Raw genomic sequence first — 22,484 nt, 5'->3', positions numbered from 1 at the left:
CCGGTTTCGGGAAGGGGCGGGGCGGGGAGAAAGGCCCGCCGCAGGCGCCCACCCAGCAGGACCAAAGTCTGTTTGTGCCCGAACGGTGCCCGAACCTGTTTACTTACGGGGCGTGGCACCCGTACGCTGACAAAGAACCCACACACTCGGGCACGAAGCGGAGCTGAACCCACATGTACGCACCGGAGCGCCAGCAGGAGATCCTGCGGATCGCCCGCGAGAGCGGCCGCGTCGACGTGCTCTCGCTCGCCGAGGAGTTCCAGGTCACCGCCGAGACCGTACGGCGCGACCTCAAGGCACTCGACCGCGCCGGCCTCGTCCGCCGCGTCCACGGGGGAGCGATACCGGCCGGACGCCTCGACTTCGAGCCCGACCTCGCCGAGCGCGAGTCCACCGCCGCCGACGAGAAGGACCGCATCGCGCGGGCCGCCCTCGCCGAACTGCCCGCCGACGGCAGCGTGATCCTCGACGCCGGTTCCACCGTGGCCCGGCTCGCCGCCGGACTGCCGCTCGAGTCCTCGCTCACCGTCGTCACCCACTCGCTGCCCACCGCGGCCCGCCTCGCCGACCACCCCGGCATCCAGCTCCACCTCATCGGCGGCCGGGTCCGGCACCGTACGCGCGCGGCCGTGGACGCCTGGGCGCTGCGGGCCTACGGCGAGGTCCGTGCCGACGTCGTCTTCCTCGCCGCCAACGGCTTCTCCGCCGACCACGGCCTGACCACCCCCGACCTCGCCGAGGCCGCCGTGAAGCGCGCCGCCGTCGCCGCGGCCCGCCGCGTGGTGCTGCTGGCGGACTCGGCCAAGTGCGGCGAGGAGCACTTCGCGCGTTTCGGCTCGCTGAGCGACATCGACCTGCTGATCACCGACACCGGGCTCTCCGACGCGGACGCCCAGGCCATGGAGAAGGCCGGAGTCGAAGTCCGGCGCGTCTGACCCGACAGGGCGCCCCGTCCTTGAGCCGCCCCCACCCGAATCCCCCACGTACCACCTGGAAGCGGTCCGCATGATCCTCACCGTCACCCCCAACCCCTCCCTCGACCGCACCTACGAAGTGCCCGCCCTGGAGCGCGGCGAGGTCAACCGGGCCTCCGGCGACCGGATGGACCCGGGCGGCAAGGGCGTCAACGTCTCGCGTGCCGTGGCCGCCGCCGGCCGCCACACCGTCGCCGTGCTCCCGCTCGGCGGGGCCCCCGGCGCGCTGGTCGCCGAGCTGCTCGGCGAGCAGGGCATCGAGGTGGCGCCGGTGGAGGTCGCCGGCGCGACCCGGTCCAACATCGCGCTCGCCGAACCCGACGGCACCCTCACGAAGATCAACGCGGCCGGTCCCGAACTCTCCGCCGACGAGGCCGCGTCGCTGCTCACCGAGGTGCGCATCCAGTCCGCGGGCGCGGACTGGATCGCCTGCTGCGGCAGCCTGCCGCGCGGCCTTCAGCCGTCGTGGTACGCCGAGTTGGTGGCCACCGCCCACGCGGCCGGCGCACGGATCGCCCTGGACACCTCAGGCCCGTCGCTGCTCGCCGCGCTGCGCGAGCAGCCGGACGTCGTCAAGCCGAACGTCGAGGAGCTCGCCGAGGCCGTCGGCCGACCCCTGCACACGGTCGGCGACGCGGTGAAGGCCGCCGAGGAACTGCGCGCGCTGGGCGCGCGGGCCGTGCTCGCCTCGCTCGGCGCCGACGGGCAGCTGCTCGTGGACGACAGCGGCGCGTACTTCGCGAGCGCGCCCGTCGAGACGGTGCGCAGCAACGTCGGCGCGGGCGACGCCTCGCTCTCCGGCTTCCTGATCGCGGGCGGCACGGGCCCCGAAGCCCTCGCCTCCGCCGTCGCCCATGGAGCGGCGGCCGTCCAGCTGCCGGGCAGCGTGATGCCGACGCCCGGAGACCTGGACCCGGCGGCGGTGCGGGTGGTCGCGGAGGTGCCGCTGGACCGCGCACTGACGGAGCCTGCGGCATGAGGGGGGTGGGCTGTATCGCCCGGGTGAGGGGGCCGCGCGCCCAACTGAACGTACCCCGCCCACCCGGGGGCCGAGCCCTTGAAAGAAGCCTATCGACCCCCACTGACATCCCCCGCGAACGCCCCTTACCGCGCCGCCCCCACCGCGCCGTCCCCCTCAACTCCCCACAGCTGTCCCCCATATGCGAGCAAAGGAGCCCGCGATGAGCGAGATGATCACCGCGGAACTGGTCGACCTCGACCTGTCCGCCGAGACCAAGGAAGCCGCCGCGCGGTCGCTCGCCGAGCGGATGGTGGCGCTCGGGCGCGTCACCGACCTCGACGGGTTCCTCGCCGATGTCGCCGCACGCGAGGCGCAGATGCCCACCGGCCTCGACGGCGGCATCGGCATCCCGCACTGCCGCAGCGCCCATGTCACCGAGCCCACGTTGGCGTTCGGCCGGTCCCGGCAGGGCATCGACTTCGGCGCGCCCGACGGCCCCGCCGACCTGATCTTCCTGATCGCCGCGCCCGCGGGCGCCGACGAGGACCACCTCACGATCCTCTCCTCGCTCGCACGCCAGCTGATGGACACGGAGTTCACGGGCGCGCTGCGGGCGGTCCAGGACGCGGGTCAGGCCGCTGCGCTGATACGGGGAGAGGCGCCCGTATCGGATACGGCGGACTCTCCCGTATCGGATACGGCACACCTTCCCGCACCGGAAGCGGCCCCCGAGCCGCAGCAGCACAAGGCCCCCGCCGCCGCACCTGAAGCTCCCGCCGCCGAGGCGCCCTTCAGGATCGTCGCCGTCACCTCCTGCCCCACCGGCATCGCGCACACCTACATGGCCGCCGAGTCCCTGGAGAACGCCGGCCGTGCGGCGGGCGTCGAGCTCGTCGTCGAGACGCAGGGCTCCGCGGGCTTCACACGGCTCGACCCGACCGTGATCGCGGGCGCGGACGCGGTGATCTTCGCGCACGACGTCCCCGTACGCGACAAGGACCGCTTCGCCGGAAAGCCCACCGTCGACGTGGGGGTGAAGGCGGGCATCAACCGTCCCGCCGAACTCATCGCCGAGGTCCGCGAGAAGGCCGCCCGCGGCGAGGTCTCCTCCGGGGCGCCGACGCCCGTGGAAGCGGCCGGCGACGCGGGCGACGGCTACGGCACCAAGCTGCGCAAGTGGCTGATGTCCGGCGTGAGTTACATGGTGCCGTTCGTCGCGGCCGGCGGTCTGCTGATCGCCCTCGGCTTCGCGATCGGCGGCTACGAGATCAGCGATGCCAAGTCGGTCGTCGAGCACTTCGTGTGGACCGAGGCGGCCAGCTGGGCCGCGCTGTTCTTCCAGGTCGGCGGGCTCGCCTTCGGATTCCTCGTGCCGGTGCTCGCCGGTTACATCGCGTACGGCATGGCGGACCGGCCCGGTCTCGTGCCCGGATTCGTCGGCGGCGCGGTGGCCGTCACCATCAACGCCGGCTTCCTCGGCGGACTCGCGGCCGGTCTGATCGCGGGCGCCACGGTGATGGCGATCCAGAAGGCCAGGATCCCGGCTGTCCTGCGCGGCATCATGCCGGTGGTCGTGATCCCGCTGATCTCCTCGGCGGTGGTCGGCTTCCTGATGTTCCTGGTGGTCGGCGAGCCGATCGCCTCGCTCCAGGGCGCCCTGACCGACTGGCTCAAGTCCCTCGACGGCTCCAACGCGATCATCCTCGGCGTCATCCTCGGCCTGATGATGTGCTTCGACCTCGGCGGCCCGCTCAACAAGGTCGCGTACGCCTTCGCGATCGGCGGCCTCGGTGCGAACGCCACCGACGGCAACCTCAAGGTCATGGCCGCCGTCATGGGCGCCGGCATGGTCCCGCCGCTCGCGATGGCGCTGGCCACGACGGTGCGCGGCAAGCTCTTCACCAAGACCGAGCGCGAGAACGGCAAGGCCGCCTGGGTGCTCGGCGCCTCCTTCATCACCGAGGGCGCGATCCCGTTCGCGGCGGCCGACCCGCTGCGCGTCATCCCCGCCTCGATGGCGGGCGGCGCGGTGACCGGCGGTCTGTCGATGGCCTTCGGCGCGACGCTTCAGGCCCCGCACGGCGGCATCTTCGTGGTGCCGCTGATCGGCCAGCCGCTGCTCTACCTGGTGGCGGTCATCGCCGGTACGTGTGTGTCGGCCGGGCTCGTGGTCCTGCTCAAGGGGATGCGGAAGCAGGAGCCTGCGGCCGTACCCGCACAGGGAACGGCGCCGCAGGCGGAGACCGCACCGGCCGCCGTGAAGGAGACGGTCACCGCCTGAGGAGCCGGCGGAGCGCCCGAACCTCCCCACAGGGCCCCGGACTTCCCTACGAGGAAGGCCGGGGCCCTTTCGTATGTCCCGATGTATCCCGCCCTGCTCCCTGTGGGCACCGCTCTGCGAGATACGTCACTTCGGGACCAAAGTCCCTTTCCGGCCCTGTCCTAAGCCCCGTCCGTGAGGTTCACTGGCCCGCATGTTCGATCAGATCTCGGCCATCCAGCAGATCGGCCTTGCGGTGCTCCTCGTCGCGACCGTCGCATGGGTCGTCGGCCTGGTGCGCCTGCTCCGCCGCGACCGCTTCGAGATCGCGATCTGGCGCGAGGCACAGCGCGCCGGCGCGCTCCCGGCCCACCTCGACGGCATCCCGCGGCAGTCGGTGCCGCATCCGATCGAGCGCGTGGACCTCACGGAGGAGGAGCACGCGGCGTTCGCGGGTCTGGTGCGGCGGCTGTCGGACAAGCGCTAGCGAGCGGTGCGGGGGCGCGGTCGCTGAAGGGCGCCGTGCCCGGCCCTGCTCAGAGCGCCGCGCCCCGGCCCTCCATGACCGCGCGGGCCCGACCCTCCTCCTCGTACACCTCGCACACGTGGCGCCCGTCCGGTGAGTCGGTGTGCTCCACCTCCCACAGGCTGAGCTCCTGCCCGTCGGCGAGCAGGAACGCGTGCTCGTACAGCGTGAACCCCGCCTCCGTACGCCCCGGCCGCCCGAACGCCTGGGTGATCTGGTGCGCCACCGCCGTCCGCAGCAGGCGGGCCGTCCGCTCGTCGGGCCGGTCCGCGTTCTCCGCGCGGCGCAGCAGCCGGCGGGCGTGGTCGGCGGCGTCCTCCTGCGCGAAGTGCCCGTAGGCCCGGCGCGGTGTCGGCGCGATCATCAGGACCGTCTCCAGGAGCAGCGGCTCGTCCGCGTGTGTCAGGTCCACCGCCTCGGTGGCCTCGCGGCGCGGCTGGGGGTCGGCGGGGAAGGGCAGCCGGGCCGCGGCCGTGTGCACCTCTTCCGCCTCGGTGTACAGCTCGTGCTGCTCCTCGCGGCGCGCCGTCGCATTGTGCACCAGCTCCCACAGGACGAGGGCGCTGCCGTCGGCGAGCAGCCAGGTGTGGCGGTGGATCTCGCGGTGCAGCCCCGCGCTGTGCTGGGCGGAGTGCAGCGCGGCGTCGTGCGCGAGCGCCGTCTCGAGCAGGGGGAACAACTCGTCGGGCAGCTCGAAGGAGTTGAGGGCGCGTCCGAGGAGCCGGTCGGCCTGCTCCTGGGGGGTCTGGTTCGGAACGCTCAAGGTGTCTCCCGGCGTTGCTGTGCTGGGGTGCGGTCGTCACCGACCGGCGGTCCTGCGCGTGTTGCTGCTTGTGACCTCTTGGCCGCTCACCGTAGTGCCTCGCTCGGACATCATGTCCGTCGTTCGGGAAAACGTACGAGACTTCTCGGGGGTTCCCAGGTGGCGTACCCCGAAAGGGAGTTGGGCTCACGCCGGGAGGGCGCGCGGGGCGGCCTCGGTTACCGCTCGTCTACCGCTCGTCGCCCTCGTAGAGCTCCGTATACGAAGGGAACTCGCCGCCCGGGCCGCTGACCCCCTCCGCGGCCCGCACCGCCTTCACGATCGCGCGCGTCACCGTGTCCGCGGCGGCGGCGAGCAGCTCGTTCACGAGGAGCAGCGACTCCGACGCCCCCTCGGGCAGCGGGTTCTCGTGGGTCGCGAGGGCGAACACCGTGTCCCCGTCGTGCAGGAGGTGCACGGGACGTACGGCGCGCGCGAGACCGTCGTGCGCCGTCCCCGCGAGCTTCTGCGCCTGGGCGCGGGAGAGCTGCGCGTCGGTGGCGACGACGGCGAGGGTGGTGTTGAGGGGAGCGCCCGTCCCCGCGGCTGCCTGCAAGGAGGCGGTACGGGACTTCGCGGCGGCCAGGCGTTCCTGCGCCCGCCGGTGCACCTCGGGGGAGGGGCGGGCGCCCGGGTCCTGCGAGTCGGTGAAGTAGCTGCCGTAGAGCACCCCGGTGCGCGGATCCACCACGTCGCCGACCGCGTTGACCACGACGAGCGCGCCGAGCGTGTGCCCCGACGCGAGGCGCACGCTCGCCGTGCCGACGCCTCCCTTGAGCCCGCCGGCCACGGCGCCCGTCCCCGCGCCGACGGCCCCCTGGGCCACCTCGCCCGAACCCGCCGCGGCCGCTTCGGCCGCCTCGCGCCCGCAGGCCGCGTCGGGCCGGGCCCGCCAACTGCCGCCCCGGCCCAGGTCGTAGACGCAGGCGGCGGGCACCACCGGGACGACCTGCCCTGGCCCGCCCACCGGGAAGCCCCGGCCCTGCTCCTCGAGCCAGGCCATCACACCGGAAGCGGAGTCGAGGCCGTACGCGCTGCCGCCGGTCAGCACGATCGCGTCCACGCGCTGCACCAGGTTCCGCGGATCGAGCGCGTCCGTCTCGCGGGTGCCGGGGCCGCCGCCGCGCACGTCCACGGCGGCCACCGCGCCGCCCTCGGGGGCGAGCACGACGGTGGTCCCGGTCAGCCGGCCGTCCGCGGCGCGGGTCGCGTGGCCGACGCGTACGCCCCGTACGTCGGTGATCGCATCCGTCATCGCGTCGGCGGTCGCGTCGGCGGTCGTGCCGGTGACCGCACCCCGCCGTGCCTGCTCAGCGCCCTCGTCCATGGTCCATACGTACCACGCGTCTGCCGTACGGGAGTTGGCTCCGGATCACGCGGCCCGGGCCCGGTGCCGCGCCGTCCGGGCGGTCAGCGCCGTGCCCGTCGCGATGGTCGCGGCCAGCACGAGGCCGGCCGCGAGCACCGCCCAGTGCCCGGCGAACGTGCAGGCCAGGACGGCCAACGCGCTGCACGGAAGCACCAGTTGCTGGGCCAGGCCCACCTTGAAGTGGCGCGAATGCAGCCACCACACGGTGATCAGGTACAGCGCCGTCGGCACGGTCACCGCCGCGGAGGCCGCGAAGGACGAGATGTGCGCCTTGTGCAGGGCCGACTCGACCGCGACCTCGAGGCCCGCGCCGATCGCGGCGGCCGAGGCGAGGATCACGTAGTGGCCGTAACCCCACAGGAACGCCTGCCGGTTGGAGCGCAGATGGCCGTGGATCGGCACCACGAAGTAGATCCACCACGCGGCGAACACGATCAGGAGCCCGCCCGCGGCCACCGGCAGCAGCTCGTCCAGCGCGTGGTTCTCCTCCACGCCCGACTTCACCGCCACCGTCGCGGCGGCGATCGTCTCGCCGAGCACGATGATCGTGAACAGGCCGTACCGCTCGGCGATGTGGTGCGGATGCCACGAGGTGGCGAAATCGCGCTCGGCGATCACCGGCACGGACAGCTCCGCGACCACCATCACGAGGAACACCCACGGCCGGGCGCCTTCCGGCGCGAACAGCAGTCCCGTCCAGCCGAGCTGGCAGACGAGCACGCCCGCCGCGTACCGCAGCGCCGTGCGCCGCTCGGCTCCGGCCGTGTTCCGCGCGGCCCGCAGCCACTGCGTGGCGAGGCCGACCCGCATCACCAGATAGCCCAGCCAGACCACGAAGAAGTCGTGGTCCTGGAAGGCCTTCGAGACACCCGCGGCCAGGATCAGCACACCGGCGATCTGCACGAGGGTCACGACGCGATAGAGGGCGTCGTCGTTGTCGTACGCGGAGGCGAACCACGTGAAGTTCATCCACGCCCACCACACCGCGAAGAAGATCATCGCGTAGTTCAGGACGCCCTCGCCCGCGTGGCCCTCGGCTACCGCGTGCACCAGCTGCACCCCGGCCTGCGCCACCGCCACGACGAAACACAGGTCGAAGAACAGCTCGAGCGGAGTCGCCGCCCGATGGCCCTCGTCGCGGCTGCGCGCCGTCATCGGGAGCAGGGGGCCGGTGGGACGCGGGAGTTCCGGATGCGTCGTCATGCCGCCAGGGTGACAGCGCGGGCACCGGCACGGCAGCGGTACGAGCCGGTCGGCGGTGCGGGGCCGCTCGCATGGGGGACGGGTGTGCAGCCCCCGCCGCGGGGCTACGCCGCCGCGCGCACGCGGCGGGCCGGGCGCAGGGCCGCCGCGTACCGGCGCAGGACGAGCCGGGCGATACGGGGGTGGTCGGCCAGGGGCTCGGCCACGGTCCAGGCACCGGCCTCGGCCAGGGCGTGGGTGAAACGGCCGGGGGCAAGCAGGTGGGTGGCGACGGCGATCCGCCGGTAACCGGCGGCCCGCAGCAGCGCCACGGCCTCCGGGACCGTCGGCTCGGACGAGGAGCAGTACGCGGGCAGCACCGGCACGGGACCGCGCTCGGCGTCCAGGAGCACGCTCAGCTGACCGACGGCGGTGCGGGCCCCGTCGTTGCCGCCCGCGCGCGACGAACCCGCCGCGGCCACGACCACGGCGTCGGCGCGCTCGCCGGCCCGGCACTCGGCCTCGCGCAGCCGTCCGTACAGCGCGAGCGCCACGTCCGACTCCCCGCTGAGCCCTTCGGTGAGGGCGGTGTCGAGCGTGCGCGGCGCGGCCAGGATCTGCGGGATGTCCACGGTCCGGTGGAACCCGTCCCCGAGCAGCAGCGGCACGACGACGGCCCGCTTCCGCCCTGCCGCGTCCAGCTCGTCGAGCACCTCGGTGAGCGAGGGTGCCTGGTGGTCCATGTGCCCGACGAGGGGCCGTATCCCGCCGTGCGCCTCGACCGCGTCGCACAACCGCCGCACTGTCTCCCCGGCCTCGGCCACGGCACTGCCGTGCACGGCGAGGACGAGCGCGGGGGTCTGGTCGCCCGGGGCGGGGTCGCCCCCGGCGGGGTTGCCCCCGGCGGGGTTGCCCCCGGCGGGGTTGCCCCCGGCGGAGTGGCTGCCCGTGGGGACGTCGCGGTGCGGACCCGCGAACCGGGTGACGGCCTGGTGGTTCGTGCCCGCGGTGGCGCGGGAGACATCGCGGAGGGCAGGAGCAGCGGTCATACCCACGACGCTACGGATCCCGAGGCGCCCGGGGATCGGCCGGAAGACCCGGAATCCCGGGCCGCAGGTCTGGGCCCTTCAGCCGATGCCGCCCGATCGCGACCGGCCACCACGGCGGCCTCCGCGACCGCTCGCCTCCGGCAACCGATGCGCGCCCACGCGTAGCACCGTCCGGCCGACGAGCGCGCACGAGCACCACCGCACCGCCTCCACCGGCCCGCGCGCCCAAGAGCACCACCGCACGCCGGCACGCGGCCCACGCCCGCCAACGCCCGGCCCACGAGCGTCACCGGCCGCCCCCGGCCAGCCCACGACCACCCCGCCCACCCTCGCCGACCCGCGAGCCACCCCGCACACCTCCCCCGCCACACACCTCCCCGCCGCCCCGGCCCCTGCCCGAAGAGCCCGCCCTGCCCGAAGCCCCCCACCCCTGCCCGAAGCCCCCCACCCCTGCCGGAAGACCCCCACCCAAGGGCCCCACGACCTGTGCAAACAGGTCCTTCACGGGCGGAGGGCGGGCCCCTCGCGGCCTACCGTCGAAGGCGAGGCTCACAACGCCTGCCAGGCTTCCCCTACACACGCCGGAGTGTGAACCCCCATGACCCAGACCCTGGTACTCATCGGCCACGGCATGGTGGGCCAGCACTTCCTCGAGGTGCTCGCCGAGCGTGGCGCCCTCGTCGACCCGGCCACCGGGCAGGGCCCCGGCTGGAACGTCGTCGTCCTCGCCGAGGAGGACCGTCCCGCCTACGACCGCGTGCACCTCTCCTCCGCATTCACCGGCACCCACCCCGACGAACTCGCCCTCTCCGACGCCGCGTTCATGACCCGGCACGGCATCGATCTGCGCCTGGGCGACCCGGCCGAACACATCGACACCGCCACCCGCGAGGTCACCACCCTCTCCGGTTCGGTGGTCGCCTACGACGCCCTGGTCCTGGCCACCGGCTCGTACCCCTTCGTGCCGCCGATCGACGGCGCCGACGCCCCCGGCTGCTTCACCTACCGCACCCTGTACGACGTCGAGACCCTCACCGCGTACGCGAAGAGCGCCCGCACCGGCGTGGTCATCGGCGGCGGACTGCTCGGTCTGGAGGCGGCCGGCGCGCTGCGCACCCTCGGACTGCAGACCCACGTGGTCGAGTTCGCCCCGCGCCTGATGCCGTTGCAGGTCGACGACGGCGGCGCCGCCGCCCTGCGCGCGACCATCGAGGGCATGGGCGTGGCCGTGCACACCGGGGTGGGCGCGAGCGCCGTGGAGACCGACGGCGACGGCCGCACCCGCGCGCTGCGCCTGTCCAACGGCGAGACCCTCAACGCCGACCTGGTGGTCTTCTCCGCGGGTGTGCGCCCGCGCGACCGTCTCGCCCGTGAGGCCGGCATCGCCGTCGGCGACCGCGGCGGTGTGGTCGTGGACGAGCACTGCCGCACCACCGACCCGTATGTCTACGCGATCGGCGAGTGCGCCCAGACCGCCGACGGCCGCGTGTACGGCCTGGTCGCGCCCGGCTACCAGATGGCCGAGACCGCCGCCGACGCGCTCGCGGGCGAGGGCACCAAGGTCTTCACCGGCGCCGACACCTCCACCAAGCTCAAGCTGATGGGCGCCGACGTCGCCTCCTTCGGCGACCCCTTCGCCCAGGAGGGCAAGGACGGCGCGGTCTCGGTGGTCTTCTCCGACTCGCGCGACGGCGTCTACAAGAAGCTGCTGCTCGGCCCCGACGGTGCGCTGCTCGGCGGCATCCTCGTCGGTGACGCCGAGGCGTACAGCTCGCTGAAGCCGCACACCGGCAAGCAGCTGCCCGCCCCCGCAGAGGCCTACGTCGGCCCCGCGACCGACGCCGAACTCCCGGGCGCCGACGCCCTGCCGGACGACGCGGTGCTCTGCTCCTGCCACAACGTCACCAAGGCGCAGGTCACTTCGGCCATCGCCGCCGAAGGCATCACCGACCTCGGCGGCATCAAGAAGTGCACCAAGGCCGGGACCGGCTGCGGCGGTTGTGTGAACACCCTCCAGGCCGTCCTGGACGCCGAACTCGCCGCCGCCGGCATCGAGAAGGCCAAGGGCCTGTGCGAGCACTTCGAGCTGACCCGCCCGGAGATCTACGAGAAGGTGCGCACGGAGCACATCCGGTCCTTCACCGAACTCATGGAGAAGTACGGCAAGGGCGAGGGCTGCACGGTCTGCAAGCCGGTCGTCGGCAACGTGCTCGGCACGCTCGGCCCCGAACTCGGCCTCACCCACATCCTCGACGGCGAACAGGCCACCCTTCAGGACTCCAACGACCTGTTCCTCGCCAACCTCCAGAAGGACGGCACGTACTCCGTCGTCCCGCGCGTCCCCGGTGGCGAGATCACCCCCGAGGCGCTCATCGTGATCGGTGAGATCGCCCGCGACTACGGCCTCTACACGAAGATCACCGGTGGCCAGCGCATTGACTTGTTCGGCGCCCGCGCCGAGCAACTCCCGGACATCTGGCGGCGGATGGTCGACGCCGGCATGGAGTCCGGCCACGCCTACGGCAAGTCGCTTCGTACGGTGAAGTCCTGCATCGGTTCGAAGTTCTGCCGCTTCGGGCAGGGCGACTCCGTGCAGCTCGCCATCGACCTGGAGCTGCGCTATCGAGGGCTGCGCGCCCCGCACAAGATCAAGGGTGGGGTCTCGGGCTGTCTGCGCGAGTGCGCCGAGGCCCGCGGCAAGGACATCGGCGTCATCGCCACGGCCAACGGCTGGAACCTGTACGTCTGCGGCAACGGCGGCACCACCCCGCGCCACGCGGACCTGCTCGCCGCGGACCTGGACGCGGCGGAACTCTTCCGCCTGATCGACCGCTTCCTCATGTACTACGTCCGCACGGCCGAGCGCCTGGAGCGCACCTCCGCGTGGCTGGAGCGCATCGACGGCGGGCTCGGCCACCTCAAGTCCGTGCTCATCGAGGACTCCCTCGGCATCTGCGCCGAGCTCGAGGCCCAGATGGACCGGCATGTGGCCGCCTACCAGGACGAGTGGGCCGCCGTGCTCGCCGACCCGGAGAAGCTGAAGCGCTTCAAGCCGTTCACCACGGCCCCCGAGGACGGTGTCTCCTTCCGCGAGGAGCTCGCGGGCGAGCTGGAGCCGGGCCGCGGACGCGTGGCCGTCCTTCCCGACGGCACCGAGGCGGCCCTGTTCAAGGACGGCTCCGGCGCGGTGTACGCGGTGGGCAACCACGACCCGTACTCGGGCGCCGCCGTCATGGCGAACGGCATCATGGGCAGCCGCGACGGCGTACCGACCATCGCCTCGCCCATGCACAAGCAGGAGTTCGACCTGCGCACCGGCGTCAGCCTGGACGACCCCGAGGTCACCCTCGGCGTCCCCGAGCTGCCGTAGCCGGAAGCAGCCGCACCCCGGGCCGGTCCTCCCACGGGACCGGCCCGCTCGGCATCCGCGCACCTCCCGTCCGTCACGCGTCGCCCACCTGCCGCGCACAGCTCGCGTCGCCCACCCGCCGCGCACAGCTCGCGTCGCCCGCCGCCCCCGAGCGCACCCCGGGCCGGACGGTCCGCCGGCGGCGGTCCCAATGTCCGCCTCAACACAGGCCCTTGGCCTGCGGACAAGCCGACTTACGCCTCTCCTGCCGCAGAGAAAGCGGACGGAACCTGGATAGGTACGGAAGATCCACTCCTTCACCCCCAGGAACAGCGCATGCCTGCCGTCAAGGAAACAGTCGAGGTCGCACCGCGGTCGTACGACCCCGCGCAGTACCGTCCGGGCCGCCCCATCACCGACTGGGAGCCCGAGAACGAACTCTTCTGGAAGTCCACCGGCAAGCGCGTCGCCCAGCGCAACCTGTGGATCGCCGTCCCCGCCCTGCTCGTCGCCTTCGTGGTGTGGCAGGTCTGGTCCGTCACCGCGACGAACCTCGCGGACGTCGGCTTCTCGTTCACCACGTCGCAGCTCTTCTGGCTGACCGCGATCCCCGGCCTGACCGGCGGCACGGCCCGCATCTTCTACACCTTCCTCGGCCCGAAGATCGGCCAGCGCACCTTCACCGCGCTCTCCACGGTCGTCCTGATCGTGCCGCTGCTGTGGCTGGGCTTCGCGATCCAGGACACGTCGACCTCGTTCACCACGATGGCGATGATCGCCGCGCTGTGCGGCATCGGCGGCGCCAACTTCTCCTCCTCGCTCGCCAACATCGGCTTCTTCTTCCCCAAGCGCGAGAAGGGCAACGCGACCGGCATCAACGGCGGCCTCGGCAACCTCGGTGTCTCCGTGGTCCAGCTGCTCACCCCGATCGTCATCACCAGCTCGGTCATCGCCATCGGCTCCGGCCAGCACAACGCCAAGACCGGCAACACCGTCTACCTGCAGAACGCGGCCTTCCTGTGGGTGCCCGTCCTGATCGTGCTCGCCGCCATCGCCTGGTTCGGCCAGAACGACCTCAAGACCGCCTCCACCTCCTTCAGCCAGCAGAAGATCATCTTCAAGCGCAAGCACAACTGGCTGATGACCTGGCTCTACGTCGGCACCTTCGGCTCCTTCATCGGCTTCGCCGCGGCCCTGCCGATGCTGATCAAGACCACGTTCCCCGCGTACTCGGTGGCCACCTACGCCTGGATGGGCCCCGCGCTCGGCGCCCTGGCCCGCTGGGCCGGCGGCTGGATCGCCGACAAGCTGGGCGGCGCCCGCGTCACGATCCTGTCCTTCGTGGGCATGGCCGCGTCGATCATCGGGGTGATCAACTTCCTGCCCTCGGGCGGCGACGGCGGCAACTTCGCGGGCTTCTTCGCCTGCTTCCTCGCCGCGTTCTTCTTCTCGGGCATCGGCAACGGCTCGACCTTCCGCCAGATCCCGGTCATCTTCCGCAACCAGCACCTGAAGGGCCTGACCGAGGGCACGCCCGAGTACGCGAAGGCGCTGAAGCAGACGGAGATGGAGGCGGGCGCCGTCACCGGCTTCACCGCCGCGATCGCCGCGTACGGCTTCTTCTTCATCCCGGCGCTGTTCGCCAACTTCGCCGTCACCAGCGCGATGTGGGGCTTCGTGGCCTTCTACGCCAGCTGCGTCGTGGTCACGTGGTGGTTCTACGCCCGCAAGGGCGCCGAGTCCCCCTCCTGACCCACCCGGAACGGCACCTCGCCCGGCCTTCGGTCGAGCACGCCCTCGGATACCGCACGTCGGTGTCCGAGGGCTTTTCCGTAGCCCGCGGAGCAGTCTCGACAGCTCCCGGAGCAGCCTCGACGAAAAACTTGTGAAAGTTTTCACAAGCGGACAAGGGACTTTCGTCCTCCGAGAAACCGCAGGTCGGAGCCCTGTCGACATGCGAGGCACCTCCTTGCGGGGGACCATTGGTACCGAATCCGGGACCATCGCGGGCACAAATGATCGATCAACCGCAGTCCAATGGTGAGTAAGCAATGACGCGGCGATTCGGAAGGTGCGGCCATGACTGCAGCTCCTGCGGAGGCAACGGTGAACGGCGAGGCCTGGGACGGCTTCAAGGGCGGCCTGTGGCGCGACGCCATCGACGTCCGTGACTTCATCCAGCAGAACTACACGCCGTACGAGGGCGACGACTCGTTCCTCGCCGGCCCCACCGAGCGCACCACCGCCGTGTGGAAGGCGATCACGGACAAGTTCCCGGAGGAGCGCGAGAAGGGCGTCTACGACGTCGCGCACGACATCCCCTCGACGATCACCGCGCACGCCCCCGGCTACATCGACCGCGACAAGGACCTGATCGTCGGTCTGCAGACGGACGCCCCGCTCAAGCGCGCGATCATGCCGTACGGCGGCTGGCGCATGGTGGCCGGCGCCCTGGAGACCTACGGCTACCCGGTCTCCGAGGACCTGGAGAAGGTCTTCACCGAGTACCGCAAGACGCACAACGCCGGTGTCTTCGACGCGTACACCCCCGAGATCCGCGCCGCCCGCAAGGCCGGCATCGTCACTGGTCTCCCGGACGCCTACGGCCGCGGCCGCATCATCGGCGACTACCGCCGCGTCGCCCTCTACGGCGTCGACCGGCTCATCGCGTTCAAGAAGACCGAGAAGGACGAGCTCAACGCCATGCCGGCGGGCGACCGTTCGCTCGAGGAGACCATCCGGCTGCGCGAGGAGCTCTCGGAGCAGATCCGCGCGCTGGGCGAGCTCAAGCAGATGGCGCAGTCCTACGGCTACGACATCTCCGGCCCGGCGAAGACCGGCCGCGAGGCCATCCAGTGGCTGTACTTCGCCTACCTCGCCGCCGTGAAGGAGCAGAACGGCGCCGCGATGTCGCTGGGCCGCACCTCCACCTTCGTGGACGTCTACCTCCAGCGCGACCTCGCCCAGGGCCTCATCACCGAGGAGCAGGCGCAGGAGCTGGTCGACGACTTCATCATCAAGCTCCGCATCGTGCGCTTCCTGCGCACCCCCGAGTACGACGAGCTGTTCTCCGGCGACCCGACCTGGGTCACCGAGTCGATCGCCGGCATGGGCGAGGACGGCCGCCCGCTGGTCACCAAGACCTCCTTCCGCTACCTCCAGACCCTCTACAACCTCGGCCCGGCCCCCGAGCCGAACATGACGGTCTTCTGGTCGCCGCAACTGCCGCAGGGCTTCAAGGAGTTCTGCGCCAAGGTCTCGATCGACACCTCCTCGGTGCAGTACGAGTCCGACGAGCTGATGCGCCCGCGCTTCGGCGACGACACCGCCATCGCCTGCTGCGTCTCGGCGATGCCGGTCGGCAAGCAGATGCAGTTCTTCGGCGCCCGCGTGAACCTCGCCAAGACCCTGCTCTACGCGATCAACGGCGGCCGGGACGAGAAGTCCGGCGCCCAGGTCGGCCCCGCGACCGGCGCGATCACCTCCGAGGTCCTCGACTACGACGAGGTCATGGAGAAGTTCGACGAGCAGATGGAGTGGCTCGCGAACGTCTACGTGCACGCGCTGAACGTCATCCACTACATGCACGACAAGTACGCGTACGAGCGCATCGAGATGGCGCTGCACGACCGCGACGTGCGCCGCACCATGGCCTGCGGCATCGCCGGCCTGTCGGTCGCCGCGGACTCCCTGTCGGCGATCAAGAACGCCAAGGTCACCGTCCACCGCGACGAGACCGGTCTCGCCACCGACTACACCATCGAGGGCGACTACCCGGCGTACGGCAACAACAATGACGACGTCGACTCGATCGCCGTGTGGCTGGTCGAGGAGTTCATGAAGAAGGTGCGCAAGCACCCGACGTACCGGAACGCCGAGCACACCCAGTCCGTGCTGACCATCACCTCGAACGTGGTCTACGGCAAGAAGACCGGTAACACCCCCGACGGCCGCCGCGCCGGCGAGCCGTTCTCGCCGGGCGCCAACCCGATGAACGGCCGTGACACCCACGGCTACATCGCCTCGGCGATGTCGGTGGCGAAGCTCCCGTACGAGGACGCAGAGGACGGCATCTCGCTGACCAACACCGTCACCCCCGACGGCCTGGGCCGCACTCCCGAGGAGCGGATCAAGAACCTGGCGGGCGTGCTCGACGGCTACATGGCCAGCGACGGCTTCCACATGAACGTGAACGTCCTCAACCGGGCCGTTCTCGAGGACGCCATGGAGCACCCGGAGAACTACCCGCAGCTGACCATCCGGGTCTCGGGTTACGCGGTCAACTTCGTCCGTCTGACCCGCGAGCAGCAGCTCGACGTGCTCAACCGCACCTTCCACGGCTCGCTCTGAGCCCCCGGCCCGGCGCGCACCGCGCGCCGGGCCGCCGGCTCGCCGACCGCGCGGGCCCACCCCGACTCGCGGCCCCGGGTCCGGGCCCTCACCCCGGGCCCAGGGGCCGCGATCACCGAACCGCTTCTGCTCTCCGGGAGTTGTGCCATGACAGTGCTGCTCGGCAAGGACATACCCGTCGGTGCGCCGACCGCCGACGAACGCATCGGCCTGCACAGCCCGGCGAGCCTGCCCACCACACCGGCGGCCGCCGCCACGCAGCGCCCCACCGAGGGCTCGGTGCACTCCTGGGACCTGTCGACGGGCGTGGACGGCCCCGGCACACGCTTCGTGACCTTCCTGGCCGGCTGCCCGCTGGCCTGCCTGTACTGCCACAACCCCGACACGATGAAGATGCGCAACGGCAAGCGCACCTCCGCCGACGACGTGATCGCCGAGGCGTCGAAGTACACGACCTTCATCAAGGCCTCGGGCGGCGGCGCCACCATCTCCGGCGGTGAGCCCCTGCTCCAGCCGGTCTTCGCCGGCGAGCTCTTCCACCGCCTCAAGCACGAACTCGGTCTGCACACCGCGCTCGACACCTCGGGCTTCCTCGGCGCCCGCGCCACCGACGCGATGCTGCGCGACATCGATCTGGTGCTGCTCGACATCAAGTCCTGGGACCGCGACACCTACAAGAAGGTCACCGCGCGCGAGCTGCAGCCCACCCTCGACTTCGCCCACCGCCTCGCCGATCAGGGCAAGGAGGTGCACGTCCGCTTCGTGCTCGTGCCCGGCCTGACCGACGACCCCGCCAACGTCGAGGGCGTCGCCGCGTTCGCGGGCTCCCTCGGCAACGTCTCGCGCGTGGACGTGCTGCCCTTCCACAAGCTGGGCCAGTCCAAGTGGGAGGCCCTGGACATGCCGTTCACCCTGGCCGACACCCCCTCGCCCACGCCCGAGCAGGTGGCCGTCGTGAAGCGGATCTTCGAGTCGCACGGGCTGAAGGCCGTCTGAGGGCTGAGCGCCCCGGACGCGGTCGTTGCGGGCGCAAGCACCACGGCGGTACGCGGCCCGGGCACCGGCCTCCCGGACGCATGCGTTGCGGGCGCAAGGGTCCAGGAGGTACGCGTCCCGGCCGCGCGCGCCCCGGACGTACCCTGGACGCATGAGCACCACCCCGAGCCCCCGCGAGGACGAGCGGCCCGAGCAGCAGAAGCCCCGGCCCGCGCTCGTCTTCGACGACCCGCTCGACCAGCAGTCGCCGGACGACACGGACCACGGCTGGGGCGAGCGGCCCACGCCGAGCGGCGACAGCGCCGCCGATCTCGCGCGCTTCCTCGACGAGAAGCCGCCCCACCACATCTGAGCGGTCCGCAAGCCGCTCCGCCCCCGCGAGCCCGCACGGTGCGCCGGCGGACTCGTGGCGGCCTGCTCCTTCGCTAGCCCTGGCTGTGGCCCTGACCCCGCTGCGCGACCAGCGCGTCGCGGATCTCCTTGAGCACCTCCAGCTCGGTGATCTCCATCGTCTCCTGCACGCCTTCCTTGGCCTTGCGCCGCTGCTCCACCTTGGCCAGGTACTTGGCCATGGGCAGCACCATGAGGAAGTAGACGACCGCGGCGGTGATCAGGAAGCTCAGGACGGCGCTCAGCACCGTGCCCCACATGATCGGGATGCCGGAGACGACCTCGCCGTTCTTGAACTCGCACGGAGCCTTCAAGCACGAGCTGTACTTGTCGAGGTCCTTCGTGCCGAACGCCCCGACCAGCGGGTTGATCACGCCCTTCACCACGGAGTTCACGATGTTGGTGAAGGCGGCGCCGATGACGACCGCGACCGCCAGATCCACCACGTTCCCGCGCATCAGGAACGCCTTGAAGCCTTCCCACAGGCTGGGCTTCTTCTCCTCGGTCACGGCTGAGCCTTTCGTCGCATGTGCAAGGGAATCCGATACGGAAGTCGAAGCTGCCATTAGGCCCGGCAAGCCGAAGAAACGTCCAATCCATGCACACGAACAGGTGAGTTGACGAACTGCCGCACGCGCACCGGTCCGTTGTCATCGCAACGTCACCGCGAGCGGGGTGTCCGCGCCCGCGCCCACCAACGCGGTCGCGACCGGACGCGTCACTTCGAGCACCACCAAGGCGCCCCCACCAGGGCCCATTTCGGCCCCGCCGAAGCTCACTTCGCCGGTCCCTCCTGCGCCCTCACCTGTGTCCGCCCCGAAGCCCTCCCCGCCGCCCCCGGGCACCTGTGCCACCCGCGCACCCGAGGCCAGGACGCGCGCCCGGTTGCCGCCGCTGCCCCCGCCCGCGGCCACCACGTCAACGCGGTCGCCGGGCTCGAGCAGGCGCACCGCTGCGGCATCGGCGATCCGTACCGGAGCGGACACCAGCTCCGCAGGACGTGCGGCGGAGGCGGGCACCGCGGCCGGCTCCGGACCGGCGCCGCCACCGGCCCCGTCCCGCGTGCCGAGCGCCAGCGTGACCGCCGCCACCGCCAGCCCGGCCGCGAGGGAACGTCTGCGCCGCCGCAGCGCCCTGCGCAGCCGCGCACTCCCGCCGCGTACATGAAGGGGGGAGAAGTGCGGGACCTCGCACGACGGCGGTGGAACGGCGGGCGCGGGCGGCAGCGCGGCCGACAACGAACCCGGGAGGTCGGGCAGAGACAGGGACAGGGGCGCATGCGCGGGTGTGGAGGAACGCGTGCTGGACACGGGGGATCACCGCCAGTCGGAAGGGGACGTCGCCGAACGCCCCTCACGATCCCCGCCCCGCCGCGAGCCCGCTGATCCCTGTGGACTACCGGCCGGTTGTGGACAACTCCCTCACCGGAATGAGGAATTCAGGCTCCGCTCACGGCCGGCAGCGCGCCGTTGTCAGTGGGCGCCGATAGCCTGGAAAGGGCTTCGGCCCCCGGGCGGGAGGGGACTGTTTGCTCCGCCCCTCACCACCCCCCAAGGGCGCGACCGTCTGCCCCACCCCCAGAGACCGACCGCCCACCCCACCCCTCAAGGCAGCTCGATCCCCAAATCCCACCCGTCGTGTGCGTGCGTGCAGAGGCAGTCCCGCTCCGAGGTCTCCGGCAGTGCCGCCACCACGTCGAAGAGCACCTCGCGCAGCCGTCCGACGTTCTCCCCGAACACCTTCAGAACCTCCGTGTGCGAGACCCCTTCGCCCGTCTCCGCACCGGCGTCCAGGTCCGTCACCAGCGACAACGACGTGTAGCAGAGCCCGAGTTCACGGGCGAGCACGGCCTCGGGGTGTCCGGTCATGCCGACCACCGACCAGCCCATCGCGGCATGCCACTGCGACTCCGCACGCGTCGAGAAGCGCGGCCCCTCGATCACGACCATCGTGCCGCCGTCCACCGGCTCCCAGTCCCGCCCGCGCGCGGCCGCGAGTGCGGCCTGTCGGCCCACCGGGCAGTACGGGTCGGCGAAGGTCGTGTGGACGACGTTCGGCACCGTGCCGTCCGGCAGCGGGTGGCCGTCGAAGAAGGTCTGCGCGCGCGTCTTCGTACGGTCCACGACCTGGTCCGGCACGAGCAGCGTCCCGGGACCGTACTCGGGCCTGAGACCGCCGACCGCGCACGGGCCGAGCACCTGGCGCACGCCCATCGAGCGCAGCGCCCACAGGTTCGCGCGGTAGTTGATGCGGTGCGGCGGCAGGCTGTGGCCGCGGCCGTGCCGGGGCAGGAAGGCCACGGTCCGGCCGGCGAGCTCGCCGAGGAAGAGGGAGTCGCTGGGCGCTCCGTACGGGGTGTCCACCGTCACCTCGGTGACGTCCTCCAGGAAGGAGTAGAACCCGGACCCACCGATCACGCCGATCTCTGCGTTCGCCATGCGATCAGCGTAGCCATGCGAGGCACGCACCTGACGCCGCGGCATCATGCGAGAACCCCGCCGCCCGAGGGGCAGCGGGGTTCCGGAGCGTACGTACGCGTCAGGCGGCCGACGTCGACGAGGACGAGGAGGACGACGAAGACGACGAGCTCGTCGAGGACGAGGACGAAGAGGAGGACGAAGACGTCGACGAGGACGACTTCGAGGAGGAGGACGACGCCGGGGTGCTGCTCGACGAGGAGCCGCGGCTGTCGTTGCGGTAGAAGCCCGAGCCCTTGAACACGATGCCGACGGCCGAGAACACCTTCTTCAGGCGTCCGTTGCAGGCCGGGCACTCGGTCAGAGCGTCATCGGTGAACTTCTGCACCGCCTCGAGGCCTTCGCCGCACTCGGTGCACTGGTACTGATACGTCGGCACTTGCTTCCTCCTGGCACTCTCACTCGATGAGTGCTAACGACGATCCATAGTGACGTATTCCTCGGGATCAGTCCACCGCGACGAGCACGCGGTGACCGACACCACGTCGCAATCAATGGACCGCGACGAGCGCGCAGCGATCACTCCACCGTCGCAAGCGCCCGCTGCCCGACCCCACGCGCCACGGTTCGTCCCTTGGACGCGGGAGCGAGCCTGCCGCGCAGCGCGAACAGGGTCAGCAGCGCCAGTGCGGTGGCGACCGCGGGGACCAGGAAGCCGAAGCTCGCGCCATGGGCGTCGGCCAGGCGGCCGGCCACCGTCACGGCCGCGGCCTGCCCGAAGGCGACCGCACCCGTCAGCCAGGTGAACGCCTCGGTCCGCGCCGAGGCCGGCACCAGCTGCTCGACCAGCGTGAACGCGGTGATCAGGGCCGGTGCGATGGACATGCCGACCAGCAGGCCGACGATCGCGAACAGCGCGACCGAGTCCAGCGTCCACAGCGTGGCGGCCACCGCGGTCAGCGCGGTGTAGCCGAGCAGGAGCCGGCGGCGGGGGCCGATCTTCCAGGCGACGGCGCCGCAGGCGATGCCCGCGACCATGTTGCCCGCAGCGAAGATGCCGTACAGGAGGCCGTTGACGCCTGCCTGGCCGATCTCCTCGGCGAAGGCCGTCAGCGAGACCTGCATGCCGCCGAAGACGGCGCCGATGCCGAGCATCGCGACGATCAGGGCGCGCACGCCGGGGATCGCCAGCGCGGAGGTGCGCTCCGCGTGCTCTTCGCCCGCGAGGTGGCGGGCCGGCTGGGTGCCGCGCTGTGCGGCGAAGAGCAGGCCGCCGGCGAGGGTGAGGACCGCCTGGGCGGCGAGGCCCGCGCCCGGGTGCACGACCGTGCACAGCATCGTGGCGAGGACGGGGCCGACGACGAAGGTGAGCTCGTCCGTGACGGACTCGAAGGCCGCCGCGGTCGGCAGCAGGTGCCGGCGGTCGGGCCGGTCGAGCACGGCGGCCCAGCGGGCCCGCACCATCGGGCCGACCTGCGGCACCGAGGCGCCGGCGGGCACGGCCGCGAGGAACAGCGCCCACAGCGGCGCGTCCGCGAGGGCCAGCGAGGCGAGCAGGATCACCGAGACGGCGTTGATCAGAACGCCGGGGATCAGGACGGCCGACTGTCCGAAGCGGTCCGCGAGCTTGCCGCTCTGCGGCGCGAACAGGGCCATGGAGATGCCGGTCACGGCGGCGACGGCGCCCGCGCTGCCGAAGGACCCGGTCGTGTGCTGCACGAGCAGCACGATCGACATGGTGAGCATCGCGAAGGGCTGCCGCGCGGCGAAGCCGGGCAGGACGAACGAAAGGGCACCGGGGGTGCGCAGGAGCTGCCCGTAACCAGGGCGGTTCTTGACCGTGGACGCCACGGTCCTTG

General features: G+C 71.8%; 18 protein-coding genes. 9 read left to right on the top strand and 9 right to left on the bottom strand.

All coding sequences use genetic code 11. From position 1 onward, the window contains the following. Window positions 1-173 precede the first annotated feature (173 nt). The 4 genes from BLT97_RS30890 (at window position 174) to BLT97_RS30875 (ending at window position 4,682) form a co-directional block, all read left to right on the top strand. Complete coding sequence (locus tag BLT97_RS30890) at window positions 174-935, top strand: DeoR/GlpR family DNA-binding transcription regulator (RefSeq protein WP_093616123.1); 762 nt, start codon at window positions 174-176, stop codon at window positions 933-935. A 70-nt stretch (window positions 936-1,005) separates the two neighbouring features. Continuing rightward, window positions 1,006-1,953: a 1-phosphofructokinase gene (gene pfkB, locus BLT97_RS30885; protein ID WP_093616121.1), complete on the top strand. Its 948-nt coding sequence runs from the start codon at window positions 1,006-1,008 to the stop codon at window positions 1,951-1,953. A 202-nt stretch (window positions 1,954-2,155) separates the two neighbouring features. Further along, a complete protein-coding gene (locus BLT97_RS30880; protein ID WP_093616119.1) occupies window positions 2,156-4,216 on the top strand; it encodes a PTS fructose transporter subunit IIABC in 2,061 nt (686 codons plus the stop codon). Window positions 4,217-4,409: 193 nt separating this feature from the next. Beyond that, on the top strand, window positions 4,410-4,682 hold the full coding sequence (locus BLT97_RS30875) for a hypothetical protein (protein ID WP_093616117.1): 273 nt from the start codon (window positions 4,410-4,412) through the stop codon (window positions 4,680-4,682). Window positions 4,683-4,731: 49 nt separating this feature from the next. Here BLT97_RS30875 and BLT97_RS30870 read toward each other — a convergent pair whose 3' ends face one another. The 4 genes from BLT97_RS30870 to BLT97_RS30855 all read right to left on the bottom strand — a co-directional run bounded on the left by BLT97_RS30870 (window position 4,732) and on the right by BLT97_RS30855 (window position 9,123). Then, window positions 4,732-5,484: a DUF6227 family protein gene (locus BLT97_RS30870; protein ID WP_093616115.1), complete on the bottom strand. Its 753-nt coding sequence runs from the start codon at window positions 5,482-5,484 to the stop codon at window positions 4,732-4,734. A 229-nt stretch (window positions 5,485-5,713) separates the two neighbouring features. Next, entirely contained in the window at window positions 5,714-6,778 is a 1,065-nt protein-coding gene (locus BLT97_RS30865) for a P1 family peptidase (RefSeq protein ID WP_093616189.1), read from the bottom strand. A 117-nt stretch (window positions 6,779-6,895) separates the two neighbouring features. Continuing rightward, a complete protein-coding gene (locus tag BLT97_RS30860; protein WP_093616113.1) occupies window positions 6,896-8,095 on the bottom strand; it encodes a low temperature requirement protein A in 1,200 nt (399 codons plus the stop codon). Window positions 8,096-8,199: 104 nt separating this feature from the next. Continuing rightward, on the bottom strand, window positions 8,200-9,123 hold the full coding sequence (locus BLT97_RS30855; RefSeq protein WP_093616111.1) for a sirohydrochlorin chelatase: 924 nt from the start codon (window positions 9,121-9,123) through the stop codon (window positions 8,200-8,202). Between the two features lie 598 nt (window positions 9,124-9,721). Here BLT97_RS30855 and nirB point away from each other — a divergent pair. From nirB to BLT97_RS30830, 5 genes are all read left to right on the top strand, one after another. After that, a complete protein-coding gene (gene nirB, locus BLT97_RS30850; protein WP_093616109.1) occupies window positions 9,722-12,493 on the top strand; it encodes a nitrite reductase large subunit NirB in 2,772 nt (923 codons plus the stop codon). A 315-nt stretch (window positions 12,494-12,808) separates the two neighbouring features. Further along, a complete protein-coding gene (locus BLT97_RS30845; protein WP_093616107.1) occupies window positions 12,809-14,224 on the top strand; it encodes a NarK family nitrate/nitrite MFS transporter in 1,416 nt (471 codons plus the stop codon). A 327-nt stretch (window positions 14,225-14,551) separates the two neighbouring features. Further along, on the top strand, window positions 14,552-16,822 hold the full coding sequence (gene pflB, locus BLT97_RS30840; RefSeq protein WP_093616105.1) for a formate C-acetyltransferase: 2,271 nt from the start codon (window positions 14,552-14,554) through the stop codon (window positions 16,820-16,822). A gap of 147 nt (window positions 16,823-16,969) precedes the next feature. After that, the gene (pflA, locus tag BLT97_RS30835) at window positions 16,970-17,818 is read left to right on the top strand and encodes a pyruvate formate-lyase-activating protein (RefSeq protein ID WP_093616103.1); all 849 of its coding nucleotides are present in this window, start codon (window positions 16,970-16,972) and stop codon (window positions 17,816-17,818) included. 151 nt (window positions 17,819-17,969) lie between these two features. Then, window positions 17,970-18,170: a hypothetical protein gene (locus BLT97_RS30830; protein ID WP_093616101.1), complete on the top strand. Its 201-nt coding sequence runs from the start codon at window positions 17,970-17,972 to the stop codon at window positions 18,168-18,170. A 73-nt stretch (window positions 18,171-18,243) separates the two neighbouring features. On the opposite strand, the gene mscL is transcribed toward BLT97_RS30830, so the two are convergent. The 5 genes from mscL to BLT97_RS30805 all read right to left on the bottom strand — a co-directional run bounded on the left by mscL (window position 18,244) and on the right by BLT97_RS30805 (window position 22,476). Next, window positions 18,244-18,717 carry a large conductance mechanosensitive channel protein MscL gene (mscL, locus tag BLT97_RS30825; protein ID WP_245769635.1) on the bottom strand — a complete coding sequence of 158 codons (474 nt, stop codon included), beginning with the start codon at window positions 18,715-18,717 and terminating at the stop codon, window positions 18,244-18,246. 141 nt (window positions 18,718-18,858) lie between these two features. After that, window positions 18,859-19,518, bottom strand: coding sequence for a hypothetical protein (locus BLT97_RS30820; RefSeq protein ID WP_245769634.1), 660 nt, complete (start codon window positions 19,516-19,518; stop codon window positions 18,859-18,861). 294 nt (window positions 19,519-19,812) lie between these two features. Further along, the gene (locus BLT97_RS30815; RefSeq protein WP_093616097.1) at window positions 19,813-20,646 is read right to left on the bottom strand and encodes an S-methyl-5'-thioadenosine phosphorylase; all 834 of its coding nucleotides are present in this window, start codon (window positions 20,644-20,646) and stop codon (window positions 19,813-19,815) included. Window positions 20,647-20,746: 100 nt separating this feature from the next. Beyond that, window positions 20,747-21,064, bottom strand: coding sequence for an FmdB family zinc ribbon protein (locus tag BLT97_RS30810; RefSeq protein ID WP_093616095.1), 318 nt, complete (start codon window positions 21,062-21,064; stop codon window positions 20,747-20,749). A gap of 140 nt (window positions 21,065-21,204) precedes the next feature. Then, window positions 21,205-22,476: an MFS transporter gene (locus tag BLT97_RS30805; protein ID WP_093616093.1), complete on the bottom strand. Its 1,272-nt coding sequence runs from the start codon at window positions 22,474-22,476 to the stop codon at window positions 21,205-21,207. Window positions 22,477-22,484: the final 8 nt, after the last annotated feature.

Origin of the sequence: Streptomyces indicus, from assembly GCF_900100315.1 — a bacterium.
Classification (GTDB): Bacteria; Actinomycetota; Actinomycetes; order Streptomycetales; family Streptomycetaceae; genus Streptomyces; species Streptomyces indicus.
The sequence above is the reverse complement of the archived record's forward strand: the minus strand, read 5'-3'. Positions and strand labels throughout refer to the sequence as shown.

Coding starts and splice junctions, on each gene's coding strand:
- BLT97_RS30890 (WP_093616123.1), top strand. CDS start 174: ATGTACGCACCGGAGCGCCAGCAGGAGATCCTGCGGATCGCCCGCGAG.
- pfkB (WP_093616121.1), top strand. CDS start 1,006: ATGATCCTCACCGTCACCCCCAACCCCTCCCTCGACCGCACCTACGAA.
- BLT97_RS30880 (WP_093616119.1), top strand. CDS start 2,156: ATGAGCGAGATGATCACCGCGGAACTGGTCGACCTCGACCTGTCCGCC.
- BLT97_RS30875 (WP_093616117.1), top strand. CDS start 4,410: ATGTTCGATCAGATCTCGGCCATCCAGCAGATCGGCCTTGCGGTGCTC.
- BLT97_RS30865 (WP_093616189.1), bottom strand. CDS start 6,778: ATGACGGATGCGATCACCGACGTACGGGGCGTACGCGTCGGCCACGCG.
- BLT97_RS30860 (WP_093616113.1), bottom strand. CDS start 8,095: ATGACGACGCATCCGGAACTCCCGCGTCCCACCGGCCCCCTGCTCCCG.
- BLT97_RS30855 (WP_093616111.1), bottom strand. CDS start 9,123: ATGACCGCTGCTCCTGCCCTCCGCGATGTCTCCCGCGCCACCGCGGGC.
- nirB (WP_093616109.1), top strand. CDS start 9,722: ATGACCCAGACCCTGGTACTCATCGGCCACGGCATGGTGGGCCAGCAC.
- BLT97_RS30845 (WP_093616107.1), top strand. CDS start 12,809: ATGCCTGCCGTCAAGGAAACAGTCGAGGTCGCACCGCGGTCGTACGAC.
- pflB (WP_093616105.1), top strand. CDS start 14,552: ATGACTGCAGCTCCTGCGGAGGCAACGGTGAACGGCGAGGCCTGGGAC.
- pflA (WP_093616103.1), top strand. CDS start 16,970: ATGACAGTGCTGCTCGGCAAGGACATACCCGTCGGTGCGCCGACCGCC.
- BLT97_RS30830 (WP_093616101.1), top strand. CDS start 17,970: ATGAGCACCACCCCGAGCCCCCGCGAGGACGAGCGGCCCGAGCAGCAG.
- BLT97_RS30815 (WP_093616097.1), bottom strand. CDS start 20,646: ATGGCGAACGCAGAGATCGGCGTGATCGGTGGGTCCGGGTTCTACTCC.